Origin of the sequence: Micromonospora sp. RTP1Z1 (assembly GCF_033804685.1) — a bacterium.
In the GTDB taxonomy this organism is placed as follows: Bacteria; Actinomycetota; Actinomycetes; order Mycobacteriales; family Micromonosporaceae; genus Micromonospora.
The window spans coordinates 121777-138147 of sequence record NZ_JAPFQV010000007.1; the positions used below are offsets into that span (position 1 = coordinate 121777).

A 16371-nucleotide genomic window follows, 5' to 3' on the forward strand; every position below is an offset into this window, starting at 1 on the left:
GGCCGGGGGTTGCCGTGGCGGCGGTCTCAGGTGGCTGCCGGGCCGGGTTGGCTGGTCCGGAGCCGGGCGATGTCGGCGGCGTCCTTGGGCCGCCGGGGCCGGTCCGGCATCCAGACCGGGAACAACTCCTTGAACTCGATCTGCGCGGCCACGCTGATCACCGGCGCGGCGAGCCGACCGATCCGGCCGGGCGGCGCGTCCAGCATCCCGTCGGGCAGTGGGGTGCCGGCCCACGGCCCGGCACCGACCACCACCCGGCCGGCCGCGTCCCGGTCGAGGTAGGCGAAGCTCAGTTCGACGTCGTCGCGGAGCAGGTCGAGCTGGAGTTCGGCCGGCATCCGGGGGTCCGGCCGCCAGCCCCGCTCGCGCAGCAGGGCGGCCAGCCGTTCCGCGTCGGCGCGCCAGCAGTACCAGTCGACGTCCACGTGCGGCCGGGTCACCTCGCCGAGGTGGAAGTCCATCGCCCAGCCCCCGCGCAGCCAGACCGCGATCCGGGCCGCCGCGCAGCAGCGCACCACCGCCCCCACCGCAGCCAACTGCCGACCCGTCAGCCCGCCCCCGTCCACCCGCCGCACGTTACCCGCCCGCCCCGCCGGCAAGAGTGTCGATCATGGACTGGTGGTGCCCGAGGTGCGCGGATGGGCGGCCCTCGGAAGGTGTCCGCACCTCATGATCGACGGACCGGGGGTCAGTGCGGGAGGGATCGGGTGGTGAGGGTGGTGACGGTGGGCAGGCGGGCGTCGGTGGGGAGGCGCTGCCGGGCCGTCGGGTCGCCGTAGAGCGTCCACCGGAGAAAGTCGGTGCTGGTGGCCAGGACCTGGGCGAAGCCGGGGTGGCCCGGGGTCAGGTACTCGCCGTGGCCCTGGCCGGGCAGGCCCAGGAACGCGGCCGGCCCGGTCGCCCGGGCGTACGCGGCGCGGCCGACGGACTCCGGCACGATCGGGTCGGCGCCCCCGTGCACGAAGAGCAGCGGCGCGGGCGGGCCGGCGAAACTGCCGGCCAGGCCGCCGCCGGCGATCACGATGCCGGAGCGGAGCCGGGCCGAGTGGCCGGAGCTGAACATGCCGGCCGTGGTGAAGCCGCCCGCCGAGTGACCGGCCGCGGCGATCCGGTCGACGGCCAGGTGCCCGGCGAGCGGGTCGTCCCGGCGGGCGTCGAGGCGTACCAGGTGACGGATCAGGCGCCACCCGTCGGCGGGCTGGTTGCGGACGTCCGCCCTGGTGAAGTCCGCCGCCCGGAGGTTCGTGCGCGGGTAGGTGGGTGCCGCCACCACGAAGCCGGCGGCGGCCCACCGGGTGGTCAGTGGGGCGTGCAGCTCGGGGAGGCTGCGCAGCCCGTGGCTGTAGACGACGACCGGGAAGCGACCCGCCGCGACGGGCGCCCCGGCCGTGGGCACCGGCCCGCCCGTTCCGGCAGGGCTGGCAGGGCCAGCGGGGCCAGGCGGGCCGGCGGGGCAAGCCGGGGCGGCGGGGTACCAGATCGTGACCGGGAGCGGCCGCGGACCGTCCGGGTCGACGGTGAGCTGCCGGACCCCGACCGGCCAGCTGCGCTGCGGGGCGTGCCCGGAGGAGGCGACACGGCCCGTTCCGGGCGGTGCTCCACCGGTCGCGGCGGTCGCCGGGCCGCAGCCCGTCAGCAGCGCCGTCAGCAGCGCGGCGACCAGCCGCTGCACCCCCACCGTTTCACGGTAGGCGGCCGGGCGGGCCGCGCGGCCCCGCCGTCCGGACCGACTGCCGTCACCACCCGGTCGGTGCCGCTCCGCCGGCCGGGCCGACCTGCCGCCACCGGCCAGGCGGGGCGGTCCGCGTCGACGAGCTTCGCTAGGGTCACCCGCATGTCTGAGAACTACACCGACCCGAGCGGCAACACCGAGCAGTTCCGCGCCTTCGTCCACACACCGGAGACCGCCGCCCCGGACGCCGCGCCGTCCCGCCTACCGCTGATCGTCGGCGGCGTGGTCGTGGTGCTGTTGGTCGCCGTCGTCGCCTGGCTGGCGCTGAGCTGAGCCGTACCCGGGTCAGTGGTGGGTCGCCACCACGGCCCGGGTCTCTCGGGCGATCTCCCGCTCCTCGTCGGTACTGACCACGCAGACGGTCACCTCGGCCCCGTCCGGCGAGATCACCCGGTCGCCGCTGCCGTCGTTGCGCGCGGAATCCACGGTGATGCCGAGCCGGTCCAGCCCGGCCAGGGCGGCGGCGCGGACTGGCGCGGCGTGCTCACCCACCCCGGCCGTGAAGGTGACCGCGTCCACCCGGCCGAGCAGGGCGTAGTACGCGCCGACGTACCCGGTGATCCGGCGGCGGTAGACGTCGAAGGCGAGCGCGGCGGCGGCGTCCCCGGCGTCCCGGCGGGCGAGCACCTCGCGCATGTCGTTGACCCCGGTCAGGCCGAGCAGGCCGCTGCGGTGGTTGAGCAGGTCGTCGATCTCGTCGACGGACATCCCGCCCTCGCGGCGCAGGTGGAAGATCACCGTCGGGTCGAGGTCGCCGCTGCGGGTGCCCATCACCAGGCCCTCCAGCGGCGACATCCCCATCGACGTGGCCACGCTCCGTCCACCCTCGACGGCGCAGGCGCTGGCCCCGTTGCCCAGGTGCAGGGTGATGACGTTGATCTCCTCGTACGGCCGGCCGAGCAGGTCGGCGGTGCGCCGGGAGACGTACGCGTGCGAGGTCCCGTGGAAGCCGTAGCGCCGGACGCCGTACCGCCGGGCGGTGTCCCGGTCGATGGCGTAGGTGGCGGCGGCCTCCGGCAGGGTGTGGTGGAACGCGGTGTCGAAGACGGCGACCTGCGGCACGTCCGGCAGCGACTCGCGGGCCACCCGGATACCGGCCAGGTTGGCGGGATTGTGCAGCGGGGCGAGCGGGACGAGGTCCTCGATCGCGGCGATCACCGGGTCGTCGATCAGCGCCGGCTCGCTGAACCTCCGACCGCCGTGCACCACCCGGTGCCCGACCGCGGTCAGCCCGGTCAGGTCCGACCGGTCGAGGATCTCCCGGACGGCGCTCTCGTGGTCGGCCGGTCCGCCGCCCGGTTCGCCGATCCGCTCGACCGTGCCCTTGTCGGTCACGGTCTCGCCGTCGTACAGCCGGTACTTCACCGACGAGGACCCACAGTTCAGGACGAGCACCCGGTCGGTCACGCGACCTCCTCCGACGACGCGGCGGCCTGGATGGCGGTGATGGCGACGGTGTTGACGATGTCGGGGACGGTCGCGCCCCGGGACAGGTCGTTGACCGGCCGGCGCAGGCCCTGCATCACCGGGCCGACCGCCACCGCGCCGGCCGAGCGCTGCACCGCCTTGTACGTGTTGTTGCCGGTGTTCAGGTCCGGGAAGATGAACACGGTGGCCCGTCCGGCCACCGCGCTGTCCGGCAGTTTCGTCGCCGCCACCTGCGGGTCGATCGCCGCGTCGTACTGGATCGGGCCTTCCACCAGCAGCTCCGGCCGGCGCTCGCGGACCAGCTTGGTGGCCGCCGCGACCTTCTCCACATCCGCGCCGGCTCCCGAGCTGCCGGTCGAGTACGACAGCATCGCCACCCGCGGTTCGATGCCGAACCGGGCCGCCGTGTCGGCCGACGAGAGGGCGATGTCGGCGAGCTGGGCGGCGTCCGGGTCGGGGTTGACCGCGCAGTCGCCGTAGACCAGCACCCGGTCGGCGAGCAGCATGAAGAAGACGCTGGAGGCGACCGAGACGCCCGGAACGGTCCGGATGATCTCGAAGGCCGGTCGGATGGTGGCGGCGGTGGTGTGGGTGGCCCCGGAGACCATGCCGTCGGCGTGGCCGGTCCGCACCATCATCGTGCCGAAGTAGTTGGGCTGGGCAACGATGTCGTGGGCCAGCTCGGCGGTGACGCCACGGTGTGCGCGGAGCTTCGCGTACTCGACGGCGAACTCATCGCGCCACTCGCTGGTGACCGGGTCGACCACCTGCGCGTCGCCGACGTCGACGCCCAGCTCCCGGGTGCGCCGGGCGATGTCGTCGGGGCGGCCGAGCAGGGTCAGTTCGGCGACGCCCCGGCGCAGCAGGATCTCCGCCGCGCGCAGGATCCGCTCCTCGGCGCCCTCCGGCAGGACCAGCCGGCGGCGCTGCGCCCGGGCCCGGTCGATCAGGTCGTTCTCGAACATCAGAGGGGTGACCCGCTCGGACCGGCTGACCCGCAGCCGGCGGGCCAGGTCAACGGTGTCCACGCAGCGTTCGAAGGCGCCGAGGGCGGCCTCCACCTTGCGCGGGTTGTCGACGCTGGGCCGGCCCTCGATCCGGCTGGACGCCGCCACCGTGTCGTAGCTGTCGCTGGCCACCGAGAGCACGGCGAGCCCGGTGTTCAGCTTTTCGACCAGCCGCATGGCCCGCGGGTCGGGCTGCTCGCCGAGGGTGAGCACCAGCCCGGCCAGCGAAACCTGGCCGGCCACGTGCGCGGCCCCCGCCGCGACCAGCAGGTCGGCCCGGTCGCCCGGGGTGATCACCAGCGCGCCGTCGGTCAGGTGGTCGAGCAGGGTGGGCACGTGCGCGGCGCCCACCACGTAGTCGAGCACGTCCCGGTCGAGGGCGGCGGCGTCCCCGGCCAGCAGGGTGGCGCCCAGGGCCGCCGCCACCTCGGCCACCGTCGGTGCCGACACGGTCGGCACCTCCGGGATCGCGTACGCGGGGACGGGCAGCTCGGGCAAGGTCATCGCCCCCGGCACCCGGTTGGCGATCACCGCGAGCACGGTGGCGCCCAGGTCCTCCAGATCGTGGTACGCCCCGCGCGCCGCCGCCGCGATCGCCTCCGGCTCCTGGCCGTACCCGTCGATCACGGGCACCACCACGCTGCCGAACTCGGTGGCCAGCCGGGCGTTGAAGGCCAGCTCGCGCGGGCCGGCGCCGTCGCCGTCGGCGAAGTCGCTGCCCACCACGACCAGGGCGGGGCAGCGCCGCTCGACGTCCCGGTAGCGGGCGACGATCCGGGCGATCAGCTCCTCCCGCCGGCCGTCCGCGACCAGCGCCGTCGCCTCGGCGTACGTGCTGCCGGACAGCTCGGCGACCGGCAGGTCCACCCGGTAGCGGTCGGTGAGCAGGGCGAGGATCGGATCGGTGCCGGTGCCGGAGACCAGCGGTCGGAACGCGCCGATCCGCTCGACCTGGCGGGAGAGCAGCTCGGCCAGCCCGAGGGCGATGGTCGACTTACCCCCGCCCGACCCCACGCTGGTCAGGTACACGCTGCGAGCCACGACCCCACGCTACAAGATCGCGGTACCCGGCGCCCGGGTCCTCGTGCCCGGGCCGTTGATCATGCAATTCCCGCTGCCGGCGCGGCGGCCGGGTCCGGTGGCGTCGCTACCTCGGGTATCTCCGACGCCCGGAAGAGCGCGTCGCTTTTGGCGAGCCACGCGGCGCCGAAGGCGAACACGGCGACCGCCTCGCACCAGAGCAGCGGCTTGAGTGTGTCCCGGACGTCGTGTGGCAGCGCGTTGCTGGCCAGGCCGAGCGCGATCGCCAGCAGGATCAGCCCGCCGCAGGTCCGGTAGAACCGGGTGGCCGACGCTCGGGGCGGCACGTCAGCCCGGTCCGGCCGGGTGAAGTGGAACAGGCAGAAGACGGCGAGGAGGGCGAACAGCGCCGCAGCCGAGATCTGGTGCACCACGGCGATCCACCGGTGGGTGGCGCTGGCGGCGCGGACCGGAGCTTCGGTCGCGGTGGGAAAGAGGGCGACCGCGATCGCCAGCACCCCGGCGACGGTGCTCAGCAGGTCGTCCGGCCAGCGGTAGCGGTAGCTGATGAGGAACACCCCGATCGCGCAGAGGCTGCCGACGAAGACATCCCGCATCTCCGTGTGGTAGTAGCCGCTGAGCGAGTCGAGCAGCGAGGGTCGGCCGGCCATGACGATGTGGCCGACCACCAGCACGATCGGCAGGGCGACGCCGACCGCACCGATGCCGAGGCGCAGGCGGCGGACGGTCACCGCGTCCTGCGGCGGCTTGCGGGTCTCGGGGTTCATTCCGCCTCCCTGTCGTCCGGCGGCGTGTGCTCCGGCGGTCCTCGTCGGAACCGGGACGCTGCACTCCAGTGGACGCCGACGGGGAGGCCCGCGTCAATCGGTCACTCGTCGTCCTCGTCGTCGAGTCGGGCGAGCCAGGTGGCGAAGCGCTCGATCGGGGTCTCGAACTCCGGGTTCAGGTCGACGAAGTCGCGCAGCCGCTCACCCAGCCACTCCAGGGTGACCTGCTCGTCGCCCCGGCGCTCGACCAGCTCCTCGATGCCGCGGTCGGTGAAGTACATCGGTGTGTCCTCTCGGAAACGGTCCGCCACATGAGGCGGGGCAGCGGCCGTCGTACGGTCGCTGCCCCGGTGCTGGCGGTGCGGTCAGGTCACGGGCGGGGGAGGGCCGCCTCGATCAGGGCCTTCAGCTCGACCTCGTGCATCTTCGCCGAGCCGACCGCCGGGGCGGCGGCGGCGGGGCGGGAGATGCGCCGCAGCCGGACGTCGGTCAGGTGCTCCAGCAGGTTGAGCGCGACGAACGACCAGGCGCCCTGGTTGGCCGGCTCCTCCTGGACCCAGGCGAAGTCCTCGGCGTTCGGGTAGTGCGCCAGGGCGGCCCGGATCTCCTCGACCGGCAGCGGGTAGAGCTGCTCCATCCGGATGATCGCGGTGTCGGTCACGCCCCGCTCGGCGCGGGCCTGGAACAGGTCGTAGTAGACCTTGCCCGTGCAGAGCAGCACCCGCTTCACCTGCTCCGGCGCCGGGGCGGCGGTGTCCCGCAGGACCGGCTGGAAGGTGCCGGTGGTGAAGTCCTCCACCTGGGAGATGCAGAGCTTGTGCCGCAGCAGAGACTTCGGCGTGAACACCACCAGCGGCTTGCGCTTCGGCGACAGGGCCTGGCGGCGCAGCAGGTGGAAGTAGTTCGCCGGGGTGGTCGGAATGGCCACCCGCATGTTGTCCTCGGCGCAGAGCTGGAGGAACCGCTCCGGGCGGCCGGAGGTGTGGTCCGGGCCCTGGCCCTCGTGACCGTGCGGCAGCAGCAGGGTGACCGCGGAGCGCTGGCCCCACTTCACCTCGCCGGAGGAGATGAACTCGTCGATCACCAACTGGGCGCCGTTGACGAAGTCGCCGAACTGGGCCTCCCAGCAGACCAGTGCGTTGACGTTCTCCACCGAGTAGCCGTACTCGAAGCCCATCGCGGCGTACTCGGACAGCAGCGAGTCGTGCACGAAGAACCGGGACCGCTCGCCGTCGCCGGTGAGCGACTTCAGCGGCAGGTAGTCGTCGCCGGTCTTCGCGTCCACCACCGAGGCGTGCCGCTGGACGAAGGTGCCGCGGCGGGAGTCCTGCCCGGCGAGCCGGACGGTGACCCCGTCGTGCAGCAGCGCGCCGAGCGCGATGATCTCGCCGTAGCCCCAGTCGATGTTGCCCTCGACCGACATCTTCGCCCGCCGGTCCAGCAGCTGTTGGATCCGCTTGTGCGGGGTGAAGCCCTCCGGCAGGTTGACGTGCGCCTCGCCGATGGCCTTGACCACGGAGGCGTCGGTCGCGGTCTCCACGATCGGCTCCGGCTCCTCCTGGCGCGGCGGCCGGCTGAGCTGGCGCGGCGTGGTCGCGGCGTCCCGGGTGGCCTTGAAGACCCGCTCCAGCTGCGACTGGTAGTCGCGCAGCAGCTCCTCCGCGTCCTCCACGGTGATGTCACCCCGCCCGATCAGCTCCTCGGTGTAGAGCTTCCGGACCGACCGCTTCGAGTCGATGATCTTGTACATCTGGGGGTTGGACATCGACGGGTCGTCGCCCTCGTTGTGCCCACGCCGGCGGTAGCAGACCATGTCGATCACGACGTCCTTGTTGAACGCCTGCCGGTACTCGAAGGCCAGCCGGGCGACCCGCACGACGGCCTCGGGGTCGTCGCCGTTGACGTGGAAGATCGGCGCCTGGATCATCCGGGCCACGTCGGTGCTGTAGAGGCTGGACCGGCTGTACTCCGGGGCGGTGGTGAAGCCGACCTGGTTGTTGACCACCACGTGCACGGTGCCGCCGGTGCGGTACCCGCGCAGCTGGGACAGGTTCAGCGTCTCGGCCACGACGCCCTGGCCGGCGAAGGCGGCGTCACCGTGCACCGCCAGCGGCAGCACGGTGTAACCCTCCAGCTTGAGGTCGATCCGGTCCTGCTTGGCCCGGACGATGCCCTCCAGCACCGGGTCCACGGCCTCCAGGTGCGACGGGTTCGCCACCACCGAGACCTTGACCGCGTGCTCGCCGTCCGGGCAGGTGAACTTGCCGTTCTGGCCCAGGTGGTACTTCACGTCGCCCGAGCCCTGGGTGGAGCGCGGGTCGAGGTGGCCCTCGAACTCGGAGAAGATCTTCTCGTACGGCTTGCCGACGATGTTGGCGAGCACGTTCAGCCGGCCCCGGTGGGCCATGCCGATGACGACCTCGTCCAGCCCGCCCACGGCGGAGGACTCCAGGATCTCGCCCAGCAGCGGGATCAGCGACTCGCCACCCTCCAGCGAGAAGCGCTTCTGCCCGACGTACTTGGTCTGCAGGAAGGTCTCGAACGCCTCCGCGGCGTTGAGCCGGTTGAGCACGTGCTTCTGCTCTTCCGGGTTGGGCTTCTCGTACTTGCGCTCGATCCGTTCCTGGATCCAGCGCCGCTCCTCCGGGTCCTGGATGTGCATGTACTCGATGCCGACCCGGCGGCAGTACGAGTCGCGTAGCACGCCGAGGATCTCCCGCAGCTTCATCCGCTGCTTCCCGGCGAAGCCGTTGACCGGGAAGACCCGGTCCAGGTCCCACAGGGTCAGCCCGTGCTGGAGGACGTCCAGGTCCGGGTGCTTGCGGATGGCGAACTCGAGCGGGTCGGTGTCGGCCATCAGGTGGCCCCGCACCCGGTACGCGTGGATCAGCTCATGCACCCGGGCGGTCTTGTTGATCTGGCCTTCGGAGTCGACGGCCACGTCGCGCACCCAGCGCACCGGCTCGTACGGGATGCGCAGCGAGGTGAAGATCTGGTCGTAGAAGCCGCGCTCGCCGAGCAGCAGCTCGTGCATGACCTTGAGGAACTCGCCGGACTGCGCGCCCTGGATGATCCGGTGGTCGTACGTGCTGGTCAGCGTGATGATCTTGCTGACCGCGAGCTCGGCGAGGGTCGCCTCGCTCATGCCCTGGTACGGCGCCGGGTACTCCATGGCGCCGACGCCGACGATGGCGCTCTGCCCCTGCATCAGGCGCGGGATCGAGTGCACCGTGCCGATGCCGCCCGGGTTGGTCAGCGAGATCGTGGTGCCGGTGTAGTCCTCCATGGTCAGTTCGTTGCGGCGGGCGCGCCGGACCACGTCCTCGTACGCCTGCCAGAACTGCCGGAAGTCCATCTGCTCGCAGGCCTTGATGGACGGGACCACCAGGTTGCGGGAGCCGTCGGGCTTGGTCAGGTCGATCGCGATGCCCAGGTTGACGTGCTCCGGGCGGAGAACGGCCGGCTTGCCGTCGACCTCGGCGAAGGAGTTGTTCATCTCCGGGTGCTCGACCAGCGCCCGGACCAGCGCGTACCCGATCAGGTGGGTGAAGCTGACCTTGCCGCCGCGCCCGCGGGCGAGGTGGTTGTTGATCACGATGCGGTTGTCGACCAGCAGCTTGGCCGGGACCGCGCGGACGCTGGTCGCGGTCGGGACGGCCAGCGAGGCGTCCATGTTCTGCACGATCTTGGCGGCCACGCCGCGCAGCGGGGTGGTGCCGGCGGCGCTGACCGTCGGCGCCTTGGCGGCGGGCTTGGCCGGGGCGGCCTTCGCGGCCGGCTTGGCGGCGGGCTTCTCGGCCGGCTTGGCCGGGGCGGGGGCGGGCTTCGTGGCCGGCTGCGTCACCGTCGCGGCCGCTTCCTGCTGGCCGGCAGGCTCGGCGGCCGCCGGCTTGGCCGGCGCCTTTTCCTCGGCGGGACGCGGGGTGGCGGCGCCGGGCGCGGGTCGGTAGTCGGCGAAGAAGTCGTGCCAGGCCGAGTCGACGCTCGAGGGGTCGGCGAGGTAGCGCTGGTACATCTCCTCGACGATCCATTCGTTCGGGCCGAAACCCGCCAGTGGGTTCTCCTGCGAAGTCTGCTGGGTCGACACGGCCGGTAATCGCCTCTTTCACGCGGGTTCGTAATGTCACGCGGTGTCCGCCGGTGCCGGAATAGGGTGCACTGGAGACGGGTCCCAGGCTACGCCGCCCGAATGTCGCAGGCATTCTCGGCTCCGGCTGGTGGTCCGTTTCACAGAAGATGCCAGAAGTTCGGCCAACGCTGCGTGTCCCTTCGACTCCTGCTAGAAGTCGAACGGGCCCCGGTCGGTGAGTTCTCGTCACCGCCCGGGGCCGTCGCCGTCGTACGGGTCAGGCGATGTCCCGCCGACGCATGATCATGGTGCCGATGGCGCCGGTCACCACCGCGTACCCGATCAGCACCGCCGCGCCGACCCACTGCGGGGGGTTGCCGGGCAACTCGGTGCCGCTGATCATCAGCGTCGACGCGGTGGACGGCACGATCACCGCCAGCTTGCTGATCCAGTCCCACTCGAGCCACTGCTGGAGCAGGAAGAAGACCAGGTTCGCCGCGGTCGTGCCGACCAGGTACAGCACCACGGCCGTGATGGTCGCGCCGATCTGGCTGCGGATCAGCACGCCGAAGCCGACGCCGAAGATCCCCCAGAGCACGTACGCGAGCAGGTTGAGCAGGATCGCCCGGGTCACGTCCCACGACCCGAAGTGGGCGTCCCAGCCCTGGACGTTGAAGTAGATCAGCGTCGCCGGGATGGTCAGCAGGGTGGTGACCAGCCAGAACAGCGCGCCGAACAGCGCGGCCGTGACCAGCTTCGCGGTAACCACCCTGGTGCGCTGCGGGGTCGTGAGGAAGGTTGTCGTCGCGGTCTGGTGGTAGAACTCGTTGGTCACCACGATGATGCCGAGCAGCAGCACGAAGAGCAGTCCGAAGTACTGCCCCGAGGTGAACAGGTTGGCCGACTGGTAGACCTCGCTGGCGGCGGCCCGGATCTGCTCGGCCTGGTCCGCCGGCACCCCCTCCAGGTCCTGCCCACCGGTCAGGCTGAGGTTCGCGTTCAACGCGTTGACCAGGAACGCCCCCGCCAGCGTGACCAGTGCGCCGATGCCGAAGAGCCACCAGGTGTTGGTCGTACGGATCTTGAGCAGCTCGGATCGGACCAGGTTCATCGGATGTCCGCCTTTCCGGCCGTCAGTTCGAGGAAGACCCCTTCCAGGTCGGGGCGTTCGGTGGTCAGCTCGTGCAGCTCCACCTTGGCGGCCAGGGCGACCCGGCCCACGGTGGGCGCGTCCACCCCGGCGACCAGCAGCACGCCGTGCTCGTCGGTGTCCACCGTGGCGGCCTGCTCGCGCAGCGCCGTGGCCAGCTCGTCCGCCTGCGGCGTGCGGACCCGCACCCGGGCGCCGTGCGCCATCGAGCCGATCACCTGATCCACCGGACCCTGCCGGACCAGCTTGCCGGCCGCGATGATCACCACGTCGTCGGCGAGCAGCTGCATCTCCGACAGCAGGTGGCTGGAGACCAGCACCGTCCGGCCCTGGGCGGACAGCCCCTTGAGGAAGCCGCGCATCCACCGGATGCCCTCCGGGTCGAGGCCGTTCGCCGGCTCGTCCAGGATCAGCACCTGCGGGTCGCCGAGCATCGCGGCGGCGATGCCGAGCCGCTGCTTCATGCCCAGCGAGTAGCCCTTGAACTTCCGCTTCGCCGCCGGGGTGAGCCCGACCAGCGCGAGCGCCTCGTCGGCCCGCTGGTGGGGCAGCCCCGCCGCCGCGCAGATCACCCGCAGGTGGTTGACGCCGGTGCGGCCCTTGTGCGCGCTGGACGCCTCCAGCACCGCGCCCACCGAGCGCAGCGGGTCGGTCAGGTCGGCGTACCGCCGGCCGCCGATGGTCGCCGTGCCGGCGGTCGGGGCGACCAGGTTGAGCAGCATGCGCAGGGTGGTCGTCTTGCCGGCGCCGTTCGGGCCGAGGAAGCCCGTCACCCGCCCCGGCTCGACGGTGAAGGACAGATCGTCGACCGCCCTGACGTTCTTGTACTGCTTGGTCAGTCCGGACACCACGATCTGGCCGGTACCGGCGCTGGGGCTCCACTGCCCGTCGGACATCGTTCTCCTCTCCTGCAACGACGCGCGGGCGCGCCGGTGGGACGCCGTTGCGGCGGCGCCGGGCCCAGCCTGGCAAGCCGGCGCAAGCGGGTCAATCAGGCGCTCTCCGTAGGCCGGTCTCCCTCCTGGGCAGGAGGTGATCATCCCCAGGGATGAGAGGTCAGGCCGGCGGCAGCGCGATCCAGGTCGCCCGGGCGTGGCCGAGCAGGGCTCCGTCGGGGCCGTAGAGGCTCGAGTGCACCTCCGCCTTTCGGCCCTCGGCGCCGACCATGGCCCCGGTCACCACGCACTCGTCGCCGGGCGCGGGCAGCGCGGCGACCACAGCGGCGATCCGGCCGAGGACGTACGGGCGGCCGGGCGCGATCACGGCCCAGCCGCCGGGGCAGTCCAGCGCGGCCCAGACCGTCGCCGGGACCACCCGCTCCGGCGCCCGGAACGGCGCCGCGGTCCGTCCGTCCGGCAGCCGGCCGGGGAAGATCCGCAACCCGTCCGGGTTCGCCGGCCCGCAGACGTAGCAGCCGGGGAAGGGGTGGTCCACCAGACCGGGGTACGCCTTGGCGACCGCCGCCGCGGTCGGCCGGTCCACCGGGGGCACCACGGCGGTGAACGGCTCGACCCGGCGCACCTGCGCGACGACCTGGCCGTCCGGGTCGCGGATCTCCCCGTCGACCGCACTGAGCGGGGTCTCCAGCGGCGGCGGGCGGCGCAGCGTGACCTCCACCGGGCCGCGGTCGTCGAGCGCCGCCGCGAAGACCCCGGCGCTCCAGCCGCCGTTGCCGGAGCCGGTCGGGCCGTTGAAGCGGGACTCGATGATCATGCACGTCCTCCGGGCTGGTCCGGGCTCCGGCCGCGTCGCCGGGCTCCGCCCCGGCAGCCTCGCACGCCCGGTCCGCGCCCGCCGCACCGGTCGACGCCGGCGCGGCGTCCGCGCGGCGCCGCGGCCGGGCCGGTCGGGCGGCGGTCCGCCGCAGGTGAGCGACCGGACCGGAGCGCCGGTAGGCGTTCACCGGATCGACACCCCGCACCCCCGCAGCCGGCAACCCGAGGCCCTTACACAGATACCCATGGCCGTTCTGCACGCCGCTGGCGCACCCCTCACGACCAGCGGATACACCCTGCTGATCGCCGACGACCCGACCCTGGTCGTGGCCGCGCAACGTCTGCGCCACCAGGTGTTCGCCACCGAGCTCGGGGCGACCCTGCGCCCGGGCGCCGCCGGGCTGGACACCGACGAGTTCGACGCCCACTGCGACCACCTGGTCGTGCTGCGGGAGAGCACCGGCGAGGTGGTCGGCACCTACCGCCTGCTGCCGCCGGGCCGCACCGACCGCCGGTACGCCGCGGGCGAGTTCGACCTGTCCGCGCTCGACCCGCTCCGCGACGACCTGGTCGAGGCCGGCCGCTCCTGCGTGCACCCGGACCACCGGTCCGGCGCGGTGATCAACCTGATGTGGGCCGGCATCACCCGCTACCTGCACCTGCGCGGGTCGCGCTGGCTGGGCGGCTGCGCCTCGGTATCGGTGGCCGACGGCGGGACGGCCGCCGCCGAGGTGTGGGCCCAGGTCACCGCCCGACACCTGGCGCCGCCGCCGCTGCGGGTCCGTCCGCTGCGCCCCTGGTTCGCCGAGGCGCCGGTCGCCGTCGACCCGGCGCCCGTGCCGCCGGCCGGGCGTCGCGTGCTGGTCCCGCCGCTGCTGCGCGGGTACCTCCGGCTCGGCGCCTGGGTCTGCGGCGAACCGGCGTACGACCCGGACTTCGGCGTCGCCGACTTCTACGTGCTCTTCTCGCTGGACCGGATGAATCCCCGCTACCTGCGCCACTTCCTCGGTGGGGAGCAGCGGTGACCGCCGGCGACCTCTGGCGGCCCGCCTCCGGCTGCGGCCCGGACTGCCTGCCGCCGGCGGCCGATCCGGCCGTGCCGGCCCTGCGGCGGGCCGGTCGGCTGGTGGGCGTACTCGGCATGCTCCTGCTCGGGGTCGGGCTGGCCGGCCTGCTCCCGGTGCTGCCCGCCAGGGAGCGCGACGCCGCGGTGCGCGGCTGGGCCCGGGGGACGCTGCGGGCGTTCGGCATCCGGCTGGTGGTCCGGGGCCGGCTGCCGCGCCGGCGGGCCCTGCTGGTCGCCAACCACGTCTCCTGGCTGGACGTGCTGGCGGTGCTCGCCGTGGCGCCGGCCCGGATGCTGGCGAAGCGGGAGGTGCGGGCCTGGCCGCTGGTGGGCCAGCTGGCCGCTGCCGCCGGCACGGTCTTCGTGGACCGGGCGCGGCCCCGCGACCTGCCGGCCACCGTGGGCCGGGTCGCGGCCGCGCTGCGCGCCGGCCACCCGGTCGCGGTCTTCCCGGAGGGGACCACCTGGTGCGGTGAGGCGGCCGACTGCCGGCCGGGCCGGGGGTTCCGGCCGGCCATGTTCCAGGCGGCGGTCGACGCCGGGGCGCCGGTGGTGCCGCTGCGGATCGGTTACCGGTGCGCGGCGACCGGGACCGCGACGACCGCGGCGGCCTTCCTCGGTGACGAGACCCTCTGGGACTCGGTACGCCGGGTGCTGGCGGCCCGCGACCTGACCCTGTCGGTGGCGGTGACCGCGGCGCTGCACCCGGCCGCGGACGCGGACCGTCGGCTGCTGGCCCGGGCCGCCGAGTCCGCGGTGCACCTGGTCCCCGCCCGGCGCCCGGCGCCGTCCGTACCCGTGGGAATGCTGGACCTGGCGGCCTGACGGATTAGCGACTCGCGGCAGTCTTGATACGTCGCGATGTATCGCGTTACTATCTCCTCGTCGCTCGACGTGCCGCGGACCGGCGCGTCACCGAGGGGAGGACTCCATGGCCAGCTGGACGGTCGACAGCCCGCAGCGGATCACGCTGGACGAGCCGGTCACCCGGCTCGACGTACGCCTGATCACCGGCCGGCTCAACGTGGTCGGCACCGACGGCCCGGCCCGGGTCGACGTCACCCGGGTCAGCCGGCGGCCGGTCGTCGTGGAGCACCGGGACGGCCGGCTGCACGTCGGTCACGAGCGGATCCCGCGCTGGCCGGGGTTCCTCTGGTGGCTCGGTCAGCTCGGCCGCCGGTTCCGGGCCGAGGTGTCCATCGCCGTACCGGCCGACGTGCTGGCCGACCTGCGCCTGATCGACGGCTCGCTGGTCGCCTCCGGCCTTCGCCGGGAGACCCAGGTCGACGTCACCTCCGGCCAGATCACCCTGATGGGACTCCGTGGCCGGACCGCCGCGAAGATCATCTCCGGTCCGGTGGAGGCGCTCGGGGTGGCCGGCGACCTGACCCTGCAGACCGTCTCCGGCGAGGTGATCCTCGCCGACAGCGCGGCCGGGCGGGTGCACGCGAACACCGTCTCCGGGGCGATCACCTGCGACCTGGACAACCCCCGGCGCAGCGAGATCCGGCTCAGCACCATCTCCGGCAGCGTCACCGTCCGGGTCCGCGAGGACAGCGACCTCGCCGTCCACCTGCACACCACCTCCGGCCGGATCACCAGCGGCTTCCCCCAGGTACGAGGCGACGCCGGGCTCGGCGCGACGAAGGACAGCCACGGCGTCCTCGGCGCTGGCGACGGTAAGCTCTGGGCGTCCGCGACGTCGGGCAGCATCGCGCTGCTGGCCCGGCCGGTCGACGAGACCGACGTGGCCGACGAGGGGGAGCTGCCGTGACCGCCGTGTTCACTCACGGGCGGCTCCGGCTCTACCTGCTGAAGCTCCTGGACGACGGCCCCCGGCACGGCTACGAGCTGATCCGGCTGCTGGAGGACCGCTTCCTCGGCCTGTACGCGCCGAGCGCCGGCACCATCTACCCCCGGCTGCAACGGCTGGAGGTCGAGGGCCTGGTCACCCACACCGCCGCCGGCGGCCGCAAGGTCTACGAGATCACCGACGCGGGTCGCGCGGAGCTGCGGCAGCGCGCCGGTGAGCTGGCCACCCTGGAATCGGACATCACCGCCTCCGTCGAGGATCTCTCCGCCCTGGCCGGCGAGATCCAGACCGAGGTACGCGGCTCGGTGCGTGACCTCAAGCGCGAGCTGCGCGAGGCGACCCGGCAGACCCGGCAGAGCCGGCCGGCCCGCTGGGAGCCGCCGCCGGCCCGGCCCGCCGCCAACGGCGCCCCGCCGGCCGCCGAGTCGCCGCTGCTCGCCGAGTTCGACCAGCGGCTCGCGTCGTTCACCGTCGAGGTCGGCGCGCTGGTCCGGGCCGGCCGGCTCAGCGACAGCCAGCTGCGGACCGCGATCCGGGTGCTGGACGGGGCGCTGGACGGGCTGCGCCGGCTGCTGCGCTGACG

Annotated in this window: 15 protein-coding genes; 5 read left to right on the forward strand and 10 right to left on the reverse strand. The window is 73.3% G+C overall.

The features are described 5' to 3' along the window. Positions 1-26: 26 nt before the first annotated feature. Positions 27-566 carry a nucleotidyltransferase domain-containing protein gene (locus tag SLP03_RS06055; protein WP_319459516.1) on the reverse strand — a complete coding sequence of 180 codons (540 nt, stop codon included), beginning with the start codon at positions 564-566 and terminating at the stop codon, positions 27-29. Positions 567-688: 122 nt separating this feature from the next. Then, positions 689-1678 carry an alpha/beta hydrolase gene (locus tag SLP03_RS06060; RefSeq protein ID WP_319459517.1) on the reverse strand — a complete coding sequence of 330 codons (990 nt, stop codon included), beginning with the start codon at positions 1676-1678 and terminating at the stop codon, positions 689-691. Between the two features lie 156 nt (positions 1679-1834). Here SLP03_RS06060 and SLP03_RS06065 point away from each other — a divergent pair, with 156 nt between their 5' ends. Further along, positions 1835-2005 carry a hypothetical protein gene (locus SLP03_RS06065; RefSeq protein ID WP_319459518.1) on the forward strand — a complete coding sequence of 57 codons (171 nt, stop codon included), beginning with the start codon at positions 1835-1837 and terminating at the stop codon, positions 2003-2005. A 12-nt stretch (positions 2006-2017) separates the two neighbouring features. On the opposite strand, the gene SLP03_RS06070 is transcribed toward SLP03_RS06065, so the two are convergent. The 8 genes from SLP03_RS06070 to SLP03_RS06105 form a co-directional block, all read right to left on the reverse strand. Then, complete coding sequence (locus tag SLP03_RS06070; protein WP_319459519.1) at positions 2018-3139, reverse strand: acetate kinase; 1122 nt, start codon at positions 3137-3139, stop codon at positions 2018-2020. Continuing rightward, on the reverse strand, positions 3136-5208 hold the full coding sequence (gene pta, locus SLP03_RS06075) for a phosphate acetyltransferase (RefSeq protein ID WP_319459520.1): 2073 nt from the start codon (positions 5206-5208) through the stop codon (positions 3136-3138). Before pta ends, SLP03_RS06070 begins: the two co-directional genes overlap by 4 nt. A gap of 59 nt (positions 5209-5267) precedes the next feature. After that, entirely contained in the window at positions 5268-5975 is a 708-nt protein-coding gene (locus SLP03_RS06080) for a DUF998 domain-containing protein (protein ID WP_319459521.1), read from the reverse strand. Between the two features lie 101 nt (positions 5976-6076). Next, positions 6077-6256, reverse strand: a complete 180-nt coding sequence (locus tag SLP03_RS06085; RefSeq protein WP_262284813.1) for a DUF6104 family protein — start codon at positions 6254-6256, stop codon at positions 6077-6079. 89 nt (positions 6257-6345) lie between these two features. After that, the gene (locus SLP03_RS06090) at positions 6346-10062 is read right to left on the reverse strand and encodes a multifunctional oxoglutarate decarboxylase/oxoglutarate dehydrogenase thiamine pyrophosphate-binding subunit/dihydrolipoyllysine-residue succinyltransferase subunit (RefSeq protein WP_319459522.1); all 3717 of its coding nucleotides are present in this window, start codon (positions 10060-10062) and stop codon (positions 6346-6348) included. A 259-nt stretch (positions 10063-10321) separates the two neighbouring features. Next, positions 10322-11155 (reverse strand): ABC transporter permease subunit, encoded by an 834-nt coding sequence (locus SLP03_RS06095; protein WP_319459523.1) that lies wholly within the window; start codon positions 11153-11155, stop codon positions 10322-10324. Further along, on the reverse strand, positions 11152-12090 hold the full coding sequence (locus SLP03_RS06100) for an ABC transporter ATP-binding protein (protein WP_319459524.1): 939 nt from the start codon (positions 12088-12090) through the stop codon (positions 11152-11154). Before SLP03_RS06100 ends, SLP03_RS06095 begins: the two co-directional genes overlap by 4 nt. A 160-nt stretch (positions 12091-12250) precedes the next feature. After that, on the reverse strand, positions 12251-12907 hold the full coding sequence (locus tag SLP03_RS06105) for a hypothetical protein (RefSeq protein WP_319459525.1): 657 nt from the start codon (positions 12905-12907) through the stop codon (positions 12251-12253). 247 nt (positions 12908-13154) lie between these two features. Between SLP03_RS06105 and SLP03_RS06110 the strand changes: the two genes are divergently transcribed. From SLP03_RS06110 to SLP03_RS06125, 4 genes are all read left to right on the forward strand, one after another. Continuing rightward, positions 13155-13934, forward strand: a complete 780-nt coding sequence (locus SLP03_RS06110; protein WP_319459526.1) for a GNAT family N-acetyltransferase — start codon at positions 13155-13157, stop codon at positions 13932-13934. Then, positions 13931-14800, forward strand: a complete 870-nt coding sequence (locus SLP03_RS06115; RefSeq protein WP_319459527.1) for a lysophospholipid acyltransferase family protein — start codon at positions 13931-13933, stop codon at positions 14798-14800. Before SLP03_RS06110 ends, SLP03_RS06115 begins: the two co-directional genes overlap by 4 nt. 106 nt (positions 14801-14906) lie before the next feature. After that, positions 14907-15749, forward strand: a complete 843-nt coding sequence (locus SLP03_RS06120) for a DUF4097 family beta strand repeat-containing protein (protein ID WP_319459528.1) — start codon at positions 14907-14909, stop codon at positions 15747-15749. After that, positions 15746-16369: a PadR family transcriptional regulator gene (locus SLP03_RS06125; RefSeq protein ID WP_319459529.1), complete on the forward strand. Its 624-nt coding sequence runs from the start codon at positions 15746-15748 to the stop codon at positions 16367-16369. Before SLP03_RS06120 ends, SLP03_RS06125 begins: the two co-directional genes overlap by 4 nt. The last annotated feature ends 2 nt before the right edge of the window (positions 16370-16371 follow it).